19 protein-coding genes and 1 pseudogene are annotated in these 14,286 nt (G+C 65.1%); 8 read left to right on the forward strand and 12 right to left on the reverse strand.

Annotated elements, in window-relative coordinates; genetic code table 11:
• The 3 genes from ACRDU5_RS08260 to ACRDU5_RS08270 all read right to left on the reverse strand — a co-directional run bounded on the left by ACRDU5_RS08260 (position 1) and on the right by ACRDU5_RS08270 (position 2,292).
• Positions 1-852, reverse strand: coding sequence for an NAD(P)H-binding protein (locus tag ACRDU5_RS08260; RefSeq protein ID WP_526613995.1), 852 nt, complete (start codon positions 850-852; stop codon positions 1-3).
• Entirely contained in the window at positions 849-1,442 is a 594-nt protein-coding gene (locus ACRDU5_RS08265; protein WP_526613996.1) for an anthrone oxygenase family protein, read from the reverse strand. The genes ACRDU5_RS08260 and ACRDU5_RS08265 overlap by 4 nt, the downstream gene beginning before the upstream one ends.
• A gap of 127 nt (positions 1,443-1,569) precedes the next feature.
• Complete coding sequence (locus ACRDU5_RS08270) at positions 1,570-2,292, reverse strand: NAD(P)-dependent oxidoreductase (protein ID WP_526613997.1); 723 nt, start codon at positions 2,290-2,292, stop codon at positions 1,570-1,572.
• Between the two features lie 74 nt (positions 2,293-2,366).
• Here ACRDU5_RS08270 and ACRDU5_RS08275 point away from each other — a divergent pair, with 74 nt between their 5' ends.
• Both ACRDU5_RS08275 and ACRDU5_RS08280 read left to right on the forward strand, forming a co-directional pair.
• On the forward strand, positions 2,367-2,915 hold the full coding sequence (locus ACRDU5_RS08275) for a MarR family winged helix-turn-helix transcriptional regulator (protein WP_526613998.1): 549 nt from the start codon (positions 2,367-2,369) through the stop codon (positions 2,913-2,915).
• A complete protein-coding gene (locus ACRDU5_RS08280; RefSeq protein WP_526613999.1) occupies positions 2,912-3,346 on the forward strand; it encodes a nitroreductase family deazaflavin-dependent oxidoreductase in 435 nt (144 codons plus the stop codon). Before ACRDU5_RS08275 ends, ACRDU5_RS08280 begins: the two co-directional genes overlap by 4 nt.
• A gap of 269 nt (positions 3,347-3,615) precedes the next feature.
• Here the strand turns inward: ACRDU5_RS08280 and ACRDU5_RS08285 are convergent, their stop codons facing one another.
• Positions 3,616-4,836: an Ig-like domain-containing protein gene (locus ACRDU5_RS08285; RefSeq protein WP_526614000.1), complete on the reverse strand. Its 1,221-nt coding sequence runs from the start codon at positions 4,834-4,836 to the stop codon at positions 3,616-3,618.
• Positions 4,837-5,031: 195 nt separating this feature from the next.
• The gene (locus ACRDU5_RS08290; protein ID WP_526614001.1) at positions 5,032-5,904 is read right to left on the reverse strand and encodes a F510_1955 family glycosylhydrolase; all 873 of its coding nucleotides are present in this window, start codon (positions 5,902-5,904) and stop codon (positions 5,032-5,034) included.
• A 127-nt stretch (positions 5,905-6,031) separates the two neighbouring features.
• Between ACRDU5_RS08290 and ACRDU5_RS08295 the strand changes: the two genes are divergently transcribed.
• Both ACRDU5_RS08295 and ACRDU5_RS08300 read left to right on the forward strand, forming a co-directional pair.
• On the forward strand, positions 6,032-6,418 hold the full coding sequence (locus ACRDU5_RS08295) for a BlaI/MecI/CopY family transcriptional regulator (protein WP_526614002.1): 387 nt from the start codon (positions 6,032-6,034) through the stop codon (positions 6,416-6,418).
• A gap of 353 nt (positions 6,419-6,771) precedes the next feature.
• Positions 6,772-7,359: a M56 family metallopeptidase gene (locus ACRDU5_RS08300; RefSeq protein WP_526614003.1), complete on the forward strand. Its 588-nt coding sequence runs from the start codon at positions 6,772-6,774 to the stop codon at positions 7,357-7,359.
• A 75-nt stretch (positions 7,360-7,434) separates the two neighbouring features.
• Here ACRDU5_RS08300 and ACRDU5_RS08305 read toward each other — a convergent pair whose 3' ends face one another.
• The 4 genes and pseudogenes from ACRDU5_RS08305 to ACRDU5_RS08320 form a co-directional block, all read right to left on the reverse strand.
• Positions 7,435-7,845 (reverse strand): DUF2752 domain-containing protein, encoded by a 411-nt coding sequence (locus ACRDU5_RS08305; protein ID WP_526614014.1) that lies wholly within the window; start codon positions 7,843-7,845, stop codon positions 7,435-7,437.
• A gap of 78 nt (positions 7,846-7,923) precedes the next feature.
• Positions 7,924-8,572, reverse strand: a pseudogene (locus ACRDU5_RS08310) (cation efflux transmembrane domain-containing protein).
• 66 nt (positions 8,573-8,638) lie between these two features.
• On the reverse strand, positions 8,639-8,998 hold the full coding sequence (gene cmtR, locus ACRDU5_RS08315; RefSeq protein ID WP_526614004.1) for a Cd(II)/Pb(II)-sensing metalloregulatory transcriptional regulator CmtR: 360 nt from the start codon (positions 8,996-8,998) through the stop codon (positions 8,639-8,641).
• 106 nt (positions 8,999-9,104) lie between these two features.
• Positions 9,105-9,371 carry a hypothetical protein gene (locus tag ACRDU5_RS08320; RefSeq protein ID WP_526614005.1) on the reverse strand — a complete coding sequence of 89 codons (267 nt, stop codon included), beginning with the start codon at positions 9,369-9,371 and terminating at the stop codon, positions 9,105-9,107.
• 41 nt (positions 9,372-9,412) lie between these two features.
• Between ACRDU5_RS08320 and ACRDU5_RS08325 the strand changes: the two genes are divergently transcribed.
• The 3 genes from ACRDU5_RS08325 (at position 9,413) to ACRDU5_RS08335 (ending at position 10,779) form a co-directional block, all read left to right on the forward strand.
• Positions 9,413-9,793 carry a hypothetical protein gene (locus ACRDU5_RS08325; RefSeq protein ID WP_526614006.1) on the forward strand — a complete coding sequence of 127 codons (381 nt, stop codon included), beginning with the start codon at positions 9,413-9,415 and terminating at the stop codon, positions 9,791-9,793.
• A gap of 88 nt (positions 9,794-9,881) precedes the next feature.
• Complete coding sequence (locus ACRDU5_RS08330) at positions 9,882-10,142, forward strand: SHOCT domain-containing protein (protein WP_526614015.1); 261 nt, start codon at positions 9,882-9,884, stop codon at positions 10,140-10,142.
• A 91-nt stretch (positions 10,143-10,233) separates the two neighbouring features.
• A complete protein-coding gene (locus ACRDU5_RS08335) occupies positions 10,234-10,779 on the forward strand; it encodes a hypothetical protein (protein ID WP_526614007.1) in 546 nt (181 codons plus the stop codon).
• Positions 10,780-10,801: 22 nt separating this feature from the next.
• On the opposite strand, the gene ACRDU5_RS08340 is transcribed toward ACRDU5_RS08335, so the two are convergent.
• Entirely contained in the window at positions 10,802-11,350 is a 549-nt protein-coding gene (locus ACRDU5_RS08340) for a DinB family protein (RefSeq protein ID WP_526614008.1), read from the reverse strand.
• 162 nt (positions 11,351-11,512) lie between these two features.
• Here ACRDU5_RS08340 and ACRDU5_RS08345 point away from each other — a divergent pair, with 162 nt between their 5' ends.
• Positions 11,513-11,641 (forward strand): hypothetical protein, encoded by a 129-nt coding sequence (locus ACRDU5_RS08345; RefSeq protein WP_526614009.1) that lies wholly within the window; start codon positions 11,513-11,515, stop codon positions 11,639-11,641.
• A gap of 461 nt (positions 11,642-12,102) precedes the next feature.
• Here the strand turns inward: ACRDU5_RS08345 and ACRDU5_RS08350 are convergent, their stop codons facing one another.
• On the reverse strand, positions 12,103-13,365 hold the full coding sequence (locus ACRDU5_RS08350) for an MFS transporter (RefSeq protein ID WP_526614010.1): 1,263 nt from the start codon (positions 13,363-13,365) through the stop codon (positions 12,103-12,105).
• Positions 13,349-14,286, reverse strand: a 938-nt coding sequence (locus tag ACRDU5_RS08355; RefSeq protein ID WP_526614011.1) for an NAD(P)/FAD-dependent oxidoreductase, incomplete at its 5' end; no start/stop codon positions are given. The genes ACRDU5_RS08355 and ACRDU5_RS08350, both read right to left, overlap by 17 nt.

The following is a 14,286-nucleotide window of genomic DNA, read 5'->3' on the forward strand; positions in this document are numbered from 1 at the left end:
TTACTCTCCTTGCTGGTCGGTGAATAGGGCGCGATGGTCGGCAATCCAGTTCGCGAACGACTCCGCTGGACGGCCCAGGATCATTTCCACCTCATGGGTCACTGCAGCCGGCTTGTCGACGGTCACCGCCAGATACGCGATATAGGCGTCGGCGAACGCGGCCGGGAAACCCAGCCCGACGAAATGTTGCCGCACGATCTCCGGCGGGACCTCCTGGTAACGCAATGGGCGGTCGAGAACCGCACCGATGACGTCGACCAACTCGGCGTTGGTGAACGCTTGCGGACCGGTCAGCGCAATCTTGCGCCCGTTGAGGCCATCGGTGAGCAATGCCTGCGCGGCCACCGCTGCGATGTCGCGTTCGACGATGGGTGCCATCGAGGCGGATGCGTACGGGCCGCTCACCACGTTTCCGGTCTGCAGTTGAGTCGACCACTCACCGGCGGCGTTGGTGGCGAACATCGCGGGGCGCAGGCTCACCCACTGCAAGCCGGAATCGACGGCGAGCTGCTCGACCTCTCGGTTGCGGTCGCCGCGGAAGCGTGACGGCTGAAGGGATAAGTCGTCGTCGGCGTTGATCGCCGAGAGCGCCACGAGCCGGGTCACTCCCTCGCTTCGGGCCTGCTTCACAACCGTCGGGAGCTCATCGCCGAGCGCCCGGGAATTGAGAAACACCGCGTCGGCGCCGTCAACGGCCGCCGACGCCGACGTCACTATCTGCACGCCTGCCGGGAAGCCGGCGATGTCGGGACGGCGAGTGACGGCGCGCACTGTGGCGCCGGCGTTGACCACAAGGGTGACCAGCGGGCGGCCCACATTACCTGTCGCGCCTGTAACGAGGACTGTTGTCATGGTGTCGGCCTTTCAGTTTGGTTGTTCCTGAGTGCGCGTGAGGCCTGGGCTGCCTTGCGCGATGACGACGGGGGCACCACTGTCGATGTGAGCAGCACGAAGGCCAGTACGGCGGTGGTGGTGCGCGCGGCATGGGCCACCTGCCAGCGGTCACGCACATTCGACCAGTCGCCCGGTGGGGCCAGGACCGACCAGCTCTGTTGGTCGGTGTTGATCGGCACGCTGATTGACACACTGATCGCCAGGGAGGCCAGTAGCAGAAGTACGGCGGTCAGTGCCAGCCAGCGGCCGCTGTGGCGTCGGCGGATCATGGCAAGCATCAGCGCCGCCGCGGCGAGGATGGCCGGCGCCAGCAGTGCGGTGGCCAAGTCGTCGAGGTGCTCGAGTTCGATGAGGCGGACTTGGGTGTAAACCGCGGCGCCGAAGTCGCGCAGGCTGGCTTCGAAAACCAGGACGGTGGTCAGGAATCCCGCGAACAGGCCACTGAACAGCACCGCCGCGAAGGCCGATGTCGTCTGCAGTAGAGCTGGCCGGTCTGCTGGATCGGCGGCCGACTCGGTGGTCGCTGTGTCGGTGTGTGACGTCGTCATCTGTTGTCTCCGTATCTGTGATGAATGCGAGGAGTCGGGCTCGCTACGCGAGGTCGGACTCAGCGAGGAAGGGGGCATCGGTGGGTGATGGCACGTCAGCCGGATTTGGCGACAGCGATGCTCGAATTCACGAAGCCGCCGCCGACGCCGGCCCGGCGGACTCGCCGGAGCCCGCTTCCCGACGGATCATCTGCCACAGGCTCGGAGTGTTCTCGGTGGTCGAGACGATGACGGTCCGGCGCGCGGTCGCCGAGTCGGTGGCCAGCGACACCACGTAGTCAGCCAGGTCTATGCGCGCGGTGAACCCGCCGACGGGATCGACCTCCCCGCGGACGTAGTTGGTGGGTTCAGACAGGTCGAACAGGCCCGAGGGGCGAACGATGGTCCAGTCCAGGTCGCTGTCACGCACGATGGTCTCCATGCGCCGGAAGTCGTCGTAGACGGTCTTGCCGATCGTTTTAGTAAGGATCGGCTCCACCAACCGCAGGGTGAGCGGGGCGCGGCGGCGGCGAGTCGGGTAGGCGGCCGTCGAACTGACCACGACCAGGCGCCGTGTCTTAGCGGTGCGCATGGCGGCCACGATGTTGCCGGTCCCCACCGAGTACGTGTCGACCGGCTCACGGGTGAACGTGACGCCGAGCGTCGACACGACGGCGTTGACCCCGGCCACCAGTGACCGGACCGCGGAAGCATCCCGCACATCGGCCTCAGCCACCGTCAGTCCCGGCCCGGCCAGCGGGAACTCGCGCGGACGGCGGGTCACCGCCACGACTTCGTGGCCCGCGTTCAGGGCCAGTGCGGTGGCGAGGCGGCCGGTCTGACCGTTCGCACCGAATATCGCTAGTTTCATGACACCTCCATTAATCGTCACAACAGATGAGCATCACTATAAGTGATTATCATAAATCGTGCTAGTGTTCGGGTGTGGACGATCGACCGACTGGGATTGCCGCGCTCGACGAACGGATCCCGTTTCTGCTGTCGCAACTCGGGTCGCACGTCGCTGGCGAGTTTCAGCGCCGCATGAGCGGCATCGGCGTGCAACCGCGGACCTACGCGGTGCTCATGGCGCTGGCGACCGACGACGGCCAGTCTCAGCGCCAGCTCTCGGCCCGACTTGGCATTCACCGCAACGCGATGGTGACCGTCATCGACGTCCTCGAAGCCGACGGACTGGTCACACGGCTGGCAAACCCCGACGACCGCCGAGCATTCGCTATCACTCTCACCGACCATGCCCGCAGCCTCTTGCCAGACCTGGACAAGGCGAGCCGCGCGCTCGAAGACACGGTTACTGCGCCGCTTTCGGCCGACGAACGAAACATCCTGCGCGTACTACTGCAGCGGATCGCCGGCGGCGCAGGCCTGATCCCCGGCGTCCACCCCGACCTTGCCCGCGGCGTCGGTGTCATGGCGCAGCAGCACAAAGAGTCTGCAAGAAACGCCAAGCCAAAGAAGGTTGACCAGTCGTGACCGAACAGATACCCGATGCCAACACATTGAAGGCGTTCAACGCCGGGATTGTCGATCAGTTCCGCGCCAATGGCGGTAAGGCCGACGGACAGCACCAGGGTGCGAATCTGTTGCTGCTGACGACGACCGGAGCGAAGTCCGGCCAGCCGCGTCTGGTCCCGCTCGCCTACCTGCGCATCGACAACAAGATGCTGATCGTCGGCGCCTACGCCGGCGCGGACATCGATCCCGCGTGGGTGCACAACCTGCGGGCCAACCCGCGGGCGCACATCGAAGTCGGCACGGAATCCTTCGACGTGATCGCCCGCGAGTTGGCGCCTGCGGAGCGGGACGAGACGTTCCCCAAGATCGCCATGGCGGCACCGGGAGTCGCCGACTACCAAGCGAATACCAGCCGGGCCATCCCGCTGTTCGAGCTGCAGAAGGCCTAGCTCGTCGCCGAAAAGGTAGTCCCGATCGTGAATCGCCCACCCGGTACGGTCGGCTCGTCAACAAGCGCCTCGGCGCCCCGCCCGCGGAACCCGCTTGCCCACGCGGTAGCTACCGGCAGCGCCGGATGAAAGCGCTGCAGGCGGTGCAACTGACCGCGCGGAAACATTGGTGGCTCAGTCATGTTGCGAAGATGCCGAGCTCCGGTTGTCGTACTTGGCCGTTATCGGTGAACAGATCATCGTGCACCATACGACGGAGACCAGACGCGTCAGATGGTTGCGTTGCCTGCGCGCCATTGCTCCCACGGAATGTTCCAGTCTCCGAGTCCATCAGTGCCCGGTAGTGCCGACCCCACGGTGTTGATGACCTCGACGATGTCGCCGCGCTTGGAGTTGTCGTAGAACCAGATCGCATTGCTTGGACTGACGTTGACGCAGCCGTGGCTGACATTGCTGCGGCCCTGGCTGCCCACCGACCATGGCGCGGAGTGCACGTAGATGCCGCTGTAGGACATCTGGGTGGCGTACTCGACCTCGAGGCGGTACCCCTCCGGTGAATTGACCGGCACCCCGTACGTCGACGAATCCATAATGAGATCGCGGTAGCGGTCACCAATGATGTAGGTGCCATTGTCGGTCGGGCTGCTGTTCTTGCCCATCGAGATCGGCATGGTCTTGACCACTTCGCCGTTGACCCGCACGGTCATCGTCTTGCTGGCATCGTCGGCGGTCGCGATCACTTCGTCGCCGATGGTGAACCGTGTCGTGACGTCCTCTTGACCGAATAGGCCATCACCCAGGTCGACGCCGTAGGTCTTGACCTGTACCTCCACGGTGGTGCCGGGCTTCCAGTAGTTCTGTGGGCGCCAACGTACTTCGCGGTTGTTCAGCCAGTAGAACGCTCCCTCCACTGGAGGGTTGGCCGTGACGGTGATCGCCTGTTGGGCCGCTAACCGGTTGGGAATATCCTCGTCGAACCGAATTGCGATGGGCTGGCCAATTCCTACGACTTCCCCGTCGTTGGGCAGGACGTAGGGCATCGTCAGGTTCTCGGGTGAGCGGGTTTGGAACGTTATGCTGTTGCGCGCTATGCCGCCCAATCCGAGCGCTTCGGCGTGCAACGTGTACTGCTTGTTGTACCCGAGCGGTTCGGCCGTCGACCAGGTCAGGCCGTCCGGGCTGAGCTGGCCCGCCACCGGCTCGCCCTCCTCGTTGAGCATGCTCACCGCCCCGAGCACACCGTCGCCGGCGCTCACCATGACCGGCGCGTCGACCCCCACGCCTACGGCGCCGTCGGTCACAGTTGCCTGCAGCTTCGGCACCAACAGGTTGCTGAAGGGATCGCCCTTATCGGTGATTACCTGCGGCGCCGGCGGTGCCGCGTTGCTACCGCACGCGCCGAGGGCAAGCACCCCGGCCGATACCGCCGCAGCTGCCATCAGCCAGAACGTGAGTCGGCGCCGACGGGTCACCGATCCGACCTGCCGCATACAACCCTCCGTGTTTGTCGGCGGATAGCAACTCGCCGGGCGACAACAGTTCCCTTCACAGTCTCTTGCACCGTCGATATGCCCTAATAACTAGTCCTTCGATGAAGATCTGATGAAGGGCATCGACAGCCATCTACGTGCTTGGTACGTAAATAGTAGATGATGCGCTTCGGCTCACGCATTCGTTGGTGGAGATCACCCGTTGTCGATGCGATGAAACACTGTGAATGTCGCGCCGTTGTCGCTGCTGTGGTGGATTGCGTCATCCGTGGCGATGTAGATCTCCGCGTCACCGTGAGTCGTGATCGCTTGTGGACTACCGGCTACTTGCCCTCGGCGGGCCCAGGTTGCGCCCCGATCAGAGCTCATGTACACGACGCCGTCCGGGGCGACACCGACTAGCCGCCCGGAGGAGGGCCAGTCGGCGAGACTGAGAAGCGGAGCGTGTGACAGGACCGCGAACGTTTGTCCACCGTCGGTGCTGCGAGTGGGGCCCTGTTTGGTGGTGGCGACGATTTCGTCGGGTTGATCGGGAGCGACGGCGATGTCGGCGATACCGAGCCTGGCGCTGCGGTCCCAGTTCTGCATGTCTGTGCTGACCATGATCTGGCCGGACTGGCTGTCGTAGCCGTAGATCCTGCCGTGCTTGGCTTCCATCCCATGAAAATCGGCCTCGCCCGACAGCGACAGGGCTGTCCAGTTCTGTGCTGCGTCGGTGCTTTCGATGAGACCGAGGTTTGACGGTTGGCTTTCATCGTGCGGACCGGGGTGGCCGCTTGCGAGGAAGTGGTTCGGACCGACGATGGTGAAGCCCATGAAATCCTGTGTGCGACCGGCGATCTGCTCGCTGTCGCCTTGGCCGTCGAGCCGGAACACACCATGGTGGCTGGCCACGTACAGCATTCCATCGGCGGGGTTTACCCCGAGGCCGTGAATGTGCTCGAGCGCTGGAGGGCGCGCGTCGCCGCCAGTCCCGCACCCGGCGAGCAGCGCAAGCGTGACTGCCGACGCAACCGCGACCCGGTTCTGCCGGTTGACTCGTTCGTGGACGCGCGTGACGAGGTCCACGGCGACAGTCTACGATCTCCGTACCGAGATCGTAGGAAACACCGAGATCAGACGCGGACACAATCCGGCACACAGGCTCGGCGCCGCCGCGGCCGTATGCTGTGACACAGGCGACAGGAGACAGGACATGCGCGCGCGGGGATTCGGAGAACTCGAAGCGGTGATTATGGAACGCATCTGGAACCGCGACGCGCAGACCACGACCGTTCGTGAGATCTTCGATGAACTCGCCGCCGAACGTGAGATTGCGTACACCACCGTGATGTCCACCATGGACAATTTGCACGGCAAGGGCTGGCTGGCGCGCGAGAAGGACGGGAAGGCCTATCGGTACTGGCCGACGCTGACACGAGAACAGCACAGTGCCCGGTTGATGCGGGACGCACTCGATGGCGGGGGGCGTTCGGAGTTGGTGCTCAACCACTTCGTCGAGCAGATCGGCCCGGAGGAATCGGCTCGGCTCCGCGCGGCATTGCGACGGATCGCGGCGCGAAGCCGAAGGGCAACTAAGTGAGTGTCGCGGCCTGCTTACTGCTTTACAGCATGGTGGTGCTGGTAGTCGGACCGCCGGTGCTGCGGAGATTGACGCAACCTGGCTATTCTCCGCGTCTCGGCGTGGCCGCCTGGGTGACCGCGATCGGAAGCGTGCTGGTGTCCTGGGCTGTGGCGACCATGTTTGTACTCGCCGAGCTCGTTCATCATTGGAACCATCCGGGTTCGGTGCTTGCCAGTTGCCTGGCGACTCTGCGTGGCCTCGCTGCCGGTAACGCTGGAACCGCTTTGCAGCTCGGGCTGCTCATTTTTGTTGTACTCGGTGCCGTGGCAGTCGCGGTCAGCGCTGCGCGATTGGTGCGGACGCTCGTGCGGATGCGGAGCCAAACTCACGGGCATGCATCTGCTGTACGTCTGGTCGGCCGCCGACAGGCTGGTCTCGACGCGACGGTCATTGATGCGCCAGAGCCTGCGGCCTACTGCATTGCCGGCCGTCCAGACGCTGTCGTCATCACTAGCGCCGCACTTGCGACGCTGACCAAGCCGCAGCTGGCCGCGATCCTTGCCCATGAGCGCGCGCACCTTGACGGTCGCCATCCCGAGATCGTTGCCGTCGCGCGCAGTCTGGCGGCGACCTTCCCCCGCCTGAGGTTGATGACCGAAGGAGCGCACCACATTTCGCGGTTGGTCGAGATGTGCGCCGACGACGCCGCTGCCCGCGAACACGGACCACAACCGATTCTGGACGGGATTCTCGCCCTCACCGGCGCTACGCCCGTCCCCTCGGGTGTCATGGGTGCGGCCGGCGTTGCGGTGTTGGCTCGAGCCGAGCGTTTAGCCACCGCACGGAACCCGGAATTGGGCCGAAAGGCGTTGACCGCCGCGCTCATCGCCATCACCTCGGGCGGCCCAGTGGCTACCGTCTTGCTCGCCGCTTCCGGCATGCTTCTGTGCGGAATGTGACAGCGGCTCGCTGCGGCAGACGGTTCCAAGTACACACTGGCCCAATGGCTTTCATTGCGGTACCTTGACCGCCGTTCAAGCGGGCCAGGGACTGGTCAGCAATTCGGCGTGCAACTGTTGGTTAATCTCCAGCGCGACCAGCGCGATTACGACGCACCACACGACGACGGCGCGGCGCGGTCTCGGCGGCGTAATCCACCATCCGAACACGCGGCCCACAAATGCCCGAACAAGAAGTGCCAGGGTGACGAGGGGCACCAGCGGCGCGGCAGGGTTGTACTGGATCGCGGCAGCCAGATGAGCATGCGTGGTCAGGTAGACAGAACGCGTGCCACCGCACAAGGGGTCCATGATGCCGAAATAGTGCAGTGGACCGTGCAAATCGATCGGGGGCAGCCCAACCACCGCAAGCAATACCGTCGTCGCCGCGGTGACCAGCGCGACGGTGGTCCACCACGGGTACCGGTCAACCGGTTCAACCCGCATCAATCGCACGCCGTGATGGCCGTCGGACGCTGAGACGCTGTCCATCGGGTCCAGTATTGCCCTGGTCCGATGCGCTAGTCAGCAGCAGTGCTCTCCGCGCCAAGCCCTCGCGACCTTCCTTTACCGCGACAGCTGCGATGACCAAGGCGACGATCGGATCGGCCCACGACCAACCGAACAGCGAATTAACGAGCAATCCGACAAGCAGTACGCCAGACCGGTAGGTGCACAGCAGGGTCTGCTTGGAGTCGGCGACTGCGCTCGCAGAGCCCAGCTCGCGACCGGCTCGGCGTTGTGCGTACGACAGCAACGGCATCACCAGCAGCGACACCGCCGCCAGAACGATCCCGATGGAGGAATGTTCAGCGGCATCGGCGCCGAGCAGCGAGCGGACCGACTCCACCGTGATGTAGGCCGCCAGCGCGAAAAACGACACCGCGATGATCTTCAGCGCAGTCCGTTCGCGGGCCTCCGGGTCCTTGCCCGCGAACTGCCATGCCACCGCCGCAGCGGAAGCCACCTCAATGACCGAATCGAGGCCGAAGCCGATCAGTGCGGTCGACGAGGCCACCGTTCCAGCCGAGATCGCGACGATCGCCTCGACGATGTTGTAGGTGATCGTGGCGGCGACCAGCAGCCGCACCCGCCGAGACAGCACGGCCCGCCGACCTGCGTCCATTTGCACCACGGGGCTGGAAGACGGTTGCGCCGATACGGCAGCACTCATCGGCGCAACCATCCGACCCCGTCGTAGGCGCGGCGAACGGCAGAACGGGGCGGTCGGCATTTTCGCTCACCGGGCCACCTCCAAAGCCGTCGTCGCGATGGCCGAGTCGTTCTCGTCGACGCACGGCTGCGCAGAATCCACGGCGAGCACAACCTTCACCAGCTCGCTCAACGCGCGGGACAGATGCTCATCAGCAAGTGCGTAGCGGACTTGGCGCCCCTCATACGTCGCCACCACCAAGCCGCAGCCGCGCAGACAAGACAGGTGGTTAGAGACATTGGATCGGGTCAGCCCCAGCTGGCTGGCGAGCCGGCCTGGGTAGCTCACCCCGTCCAGCAGAGCGATCAGAATTCGGCAGCGAGTCGGATCAGCAAGCGCACGCCCCACCCGTGCGAGCGCCGATTCCCGCTCCTCATATGTCATCACACACAAAACAGTACAGTCCATGCTGACATATGGGAACCGCTGAATAGTTCGCGTCTGTGCGTTGCCTCGGCAGCAGGAACACGCCACCGATTGAACGCCCGGCCGTTCAGCGTCGCATAACTGTCACGCGGGCACGGCTACCCTTGCGTGCAGTGCGGGCAATCACCCATTGGAACTGCGGTTCTTCGAACACGTCCGTTCCGGCCGCCCGCTGCTCGGAGTCTTCCAAGACGCGATCACACCAGTGTGGTCTGCGATAGGGGGTGGCTGTCACCTCAACCGTGACAGCCGCGCGGCCATTGAGGCGGCCGGCTTCGAGATCGACGAACTCGACCGATTCACCTACGCGCCGTTGAAATTCGTTCCCCCGCATGCCCACATCCTCGGTCGGGCTCGCAAACCGAAAGGCGCATCGTGACAATACAAACGACTGAACTCGACAGCCCGACACCCCGGTGGCGGCGCTGGACGGACGTGCGCTCCTTGCGGGCCAGCCCGGAATCCGGGTTGCTGGGCGGCCTGTGCTGCATCACCGCGGCAATCACCACCGCCGCTGGCCTGGGCGCCGCAGGTTTCTTCACCACCCTGATGGACCGTTACCAGGTCTATTTCATCCTCGGCAGCGTGGCCGTCATGGCGCTGTGGCCGCTTCGCCACCTGCGACAACAGGGCATCTCGCCGCTGAATTTGCGCGCCGTCCTGCGCACGGTTGGCCGGCACGCGATCGCGATGGGCACCGTCTATGTCGTCACCCTCGGCATCGCGATGGCCGCTTCACAACTGGTCACGATGTGAGACCTCGCCATGACTACTTCCCAATTCGCGTGGCTCCCTGGCTGTTTCGGCCACTACGCAAGTTCAGCTCAGAAAGGGGTGAACGATGATGATGTGGTATGACGCAGACGGCTGGGGATGGGCCGGCTGGACCCTGATGACGGTGGGGATGGTGGCCTTCTGGGCGCTCGTGATCACCGCGGTGGTCCTTGCCATTCGCTACCTGACTGGCTCGCGCGGCTCCGCCGCGAGCGCCACCAGTTCCGGACAGAACCGCGCCGAAGACGTGCTCGCCGAACGCTTCGCGCGCGGCGAGATCGACGAAAACGAATATCGACAACGTCTGTCGGCGCTGCGCGAACACCGGTGAATCGCGTTCGCTTCCACGGTGCGCCCGCTATCTACGTATTGACATAGTAGATTGAAACGGTCGACGCGACAGGGACAGGAGGTCATCGGATATGGCCAAATTGACGAGGCGGGCGGCGCTCGCCGTGCTCGCCACCGGGGGCGGCCTGGTTGGTCTGGGATACGTCCTGCGCAACGTCGTCGACGTGCCCGTCAGCCACGCGAACGGCCCGGGGATGGGCGGCATGTCGGACACGGACATGAGCAGATACATGAACATGTTCATGCGACATAGTGAGCTCAGGCGCAGCGTGGAAGACATTCCCGGAGGCGTCCGCACCACCACCGAATCGGACTCTCCCGACCTCGCGGCCGAACTGCAGGCGCATGTGTCGTCGATGTACTCGCATCTCAACGAGGGCGCCGAGGTCATGTGCATGAGCTCAAGCCTGCCGACGCTGTTCCGTCGCGCTGCTGACTATCAGCGGCAGATCAGTTTCACCGACAAAGGGGTGGTCGCGGTGGAAACGGCGAGCGACCCCGATCTAACCCAATTCATCCGCGCCCATGCACGCGAAGTCACCGGTTTCGTCGTCGATGGAATGCCGGCGATGATGGAGGGGATGATGGGGAACGGGATGATGGGAATGGGTTCTTAACTCCTGCCGGTCAGCCCTTGCATCAGTTGGCTGCATTGCTGATCGTGAGTTGGCGTTGGTGGAAGTCGAAATGCTGTCCGGGGTAGCGGTAGATGTCTTCCAGCGTCATGTAGTCGTTGAAGAACGGATCCCATCGCGTCGGGTAGTGCATGCCGCGGTGGAAGGCCTCGTCGCGTTCCCGGGCGAGTTTGTGTTGGAGCGAGGCGATCACGCGGTCGAGCTTTGTCCCCATACGGTGTCGGTTGTAGACGAGGGCGGCCGCGCAGGAGCCGCAATAGTTGATCGTGTGGAACGGCGTTGTTGTGGCGTTGAGGACGCGGGCGAAGACGCGGCTGACGGGATCGGGTAGTCGGTCGAAGATCCGCACGAGAATCAGCAGTCGCTGCACGATCATGTAACCGAACACCATGTGGAACAACAGCTGCTCGTTGGTCCACCGTGTGCCGCGCGTCGACTTCGTCCAGGCATCGTGACCCTCGGCCTCGGCGAGTAGTTGATGGAATTCGACGCGGGCCCGCTCCAGATCGGTCGCCAGCGCGGTGCGATCGACCGCGCCATCTTTAGGTGTCATCGCGATCACCGCCCGGCGCGTAGGGCATGGTCAGCTGGACAGGCGTTGGAGTTGGTAGCGCCAGAGTTCGAAGCCTACTACGTTCTGCTCTGTACTATCTACGTACGTAGGCCGTATAAGGCTGCGTGTGGGTCGTGGTGAGCAATAGTCGAAGGATCGCCCATGGGTGAACTGCTGGCCGTACCGGCCACGCTGGTGTTCGGGGCGATCTGTTATATGAGCGGGAACCGGCAGCCGATGCCAGGCCGGGAACTCGCAGCCAAACGCTGCAGAGCCTGCCCGCCGATGTGATCGCGAGCTGGTTGGACGGCGAGGGTATTGGGGATGGCGTGCCGTTCTTGATTTCGCCTGACGGCCAGTGCGATTCGGCGTGATCGAGTTCGTGGCGGCTTTATGTGATTTCCCAGCCAAAGTGGCCCGGCAATTCCTGCTAATCTTCGCTGCAACTCGACAACGGGGCGACGGTGAACGTCGTGTTGCCGGCACAGGTGGGCCAGCCGCGCGGCCGCGGCCGCCTTAGTGGCGGCGGGGTTCACCGGGGCAGTTAGCCGGTTCCTGACGCGGCGGTGCAGCTCTCAACAGCACTGATGCAACGAAGATTAACAAGCCTTCGCGACACGCCGAAGTCTTGTCAAACTAGCCCGGCGATTCTGGTCAATCTTCGCTGTATCTCGACAACCGGAAGTAGGTTCTCACCGCGCGTGTCATAGTCTCAGCCGCGTTGTCATGCCCGTGGCGTGTGCGAGACGGCATCAATTAAGACTTGTCGGTTTCCGCCGCGATCTGCTGTATGTCGGCAGGCAAAGTCCAGAACGCTCGCGCTCCAGTTTCCGGCACGATTTTCCGAGACCCGCGTACGTACCGGCGGCGGTGGCGAGTCCGCCGACCACGAGGGCCCACCCTGCGGTCCAACCCGTGTGTGCGGCCATGCTCCCGACGATCAGCGGGCCGAGGGCGCGCGCAAAGGTAGCCGAGGTGTGCAACCGCGCGTTCGCCGAGGCGAACGTGTGCAGCGACACCTGCCGGGTCACCATAAGCGGGCGGAGCACGCTGCTCGTTCCAGCGGCCGCGCCGCACGTCAGGCCGGCGAGGTACAGCCAGGGTGTCGACGTCGTCGCGAGCATGCTGGCCACTGCGGTGGCGTGCAGCGCAGCGGCTGCCGCGGCGAGCAATTCCGGTGGTGCTCGGCCGATCCGGCCGGCGAGGACCAGGCGTCCGGCGACCTTGCCCACCCCGCTCGACGCGAGCACGAACCCCGCCGCGCGCGGATCGACACCTCGGTCGATGAGCATCGTGACGACCAACGCCGTCGCGGCCACCGCGCTCGCCTGCCCGAGCAGGTACGCGAGGCGCAGGCGCCGCATCGGGCGCGACCGGGTGGGCGGACCCGGCGATTTCGGCGGATGACGTGGCACCGGGACGACCTGCCGGGGCAGGTACCGGGCGTGTAGTGCCGCTGTCGCGCCGCCGCCGCCGCATCCGAGAACCGCGACGGCACCACGCCAGTCGAGCGTTTCGACGAGGTGCTGGGTCAGTGGCACGAAGATGGTGCTGGCAAGTCCGCCGGCCACGGTGACGGTGGCGATGGTGCGACGCATTCGGTGTGAATCGAGCAGGGTGAGAACGACAATCGCGGGTTCGTAGAGGGTGGCGGCCATTGCCGCGCCGATCAGAGTCCACGCCGCGTACAGCGTGACGACCGAGGACGCCGATGCCCACAGCGTCGTCGCGATGATGGTCAGCAGGGAGCCGGCGGTCATGACCACCCGTGGTCCGAGCCGCCCCAACAGCGCGGCCACGGCGCGCGCGGACAGACCGGACACCAGCAGTCCCACCGAGAACGCGCCACTGACCGCCGTGACACCCCAGCCCGGTTCGCGGGCCATGTCCGGCGCCACGACGGCGAAGGCGTAGTACAGCACCCCCCAGGAGATCAGCTGGGTGATCGCCAGCGCGATCGTGGCCCGCCGCAGTTCTGGCGGGCCTGACCGTAGGGTGTCAGCCGCAGCAGGCACTGGTCGCCAGCTCCGGCTCGCGCGCCTCTGGCGCCGGTTCGGTCTTGACGCCGCAGGCCGACCCGGATGCCGGAAGGACCAGTTCGACGCGGGCGGCGGCGTCGTGGTCGCCGGCCAGCTCGGCGACCACCGAGCGGGCTTGCTCAAAACCGGTTGCCAGCAGCAGGTTGGGCGCGCGGCCGTAACTCTTGGCGCCGATCGCAAAGAACCCTTCCTCGGGATGTGCGAGTTCGGCTGCGCCGTGCGGCGGCACCGAACCACAGGAGTGCACGTTGGGGTCGATCAGCGGAGCCAACGCCCGGGTGCTCTCCACCCAGGGGTCGAGGTCGAGGCGCACCTCGCGCAGAAAACCGAAGTCGGGGCGGAATCCGGTGGCCGCGATGATCTCGTCGAACGGCCCGACCGCTTGGCCCTCGGCCGACACCAACACGATGCCCGACTCGCCGACGTCGGTTCGTTCGACACGGAAGCCCGTCTCGAGTCGCACCCGACCGGAGGAGACCAGCCGGTGCGCGTCGGCGCCGAGCCGTCCCCGCTCGGGGAGCCGGGTGTCGACCTCGTTCCCGAAGACGTTGTCGTTCTCGCCCCGGCGCACGATCCACGTGACCGTGGTGCCGGCGGCCTCTTCGGTCAGGAGCGACAGTTCACGGATGACGTGTTTGGCCGAATGCCCGCTGCCGATGACGGCGACTCGCCGGCCCGCGTAGCGGTCGCGTTGAGCGCCGTGCACATCGGGGATGCCGTAGCTGATCCGTCCGCCGGCCTGCTGCTCGCCGATGGCGGGGATGCCTTCGGCGCCGACCGGATTCGGGGACAGCCAGGTGCCGGTCGCGTCGATGACGGCGCGCACCGGTGTCCGCGTGACGCCGGTCGGGCCGCTGGTGGTGACGATGAACGGCCGGTCGGCCCGATGGTCGTCGC

The sequence above is a fragment of the Mycobacterium sp. genome (genome assembly GCF_050701515.1).
GTDB lineage: Bacteria > Actinomycetota > Actinomycetes > Mycobacteriales > Mycobacteriaceae > Mycobacterium.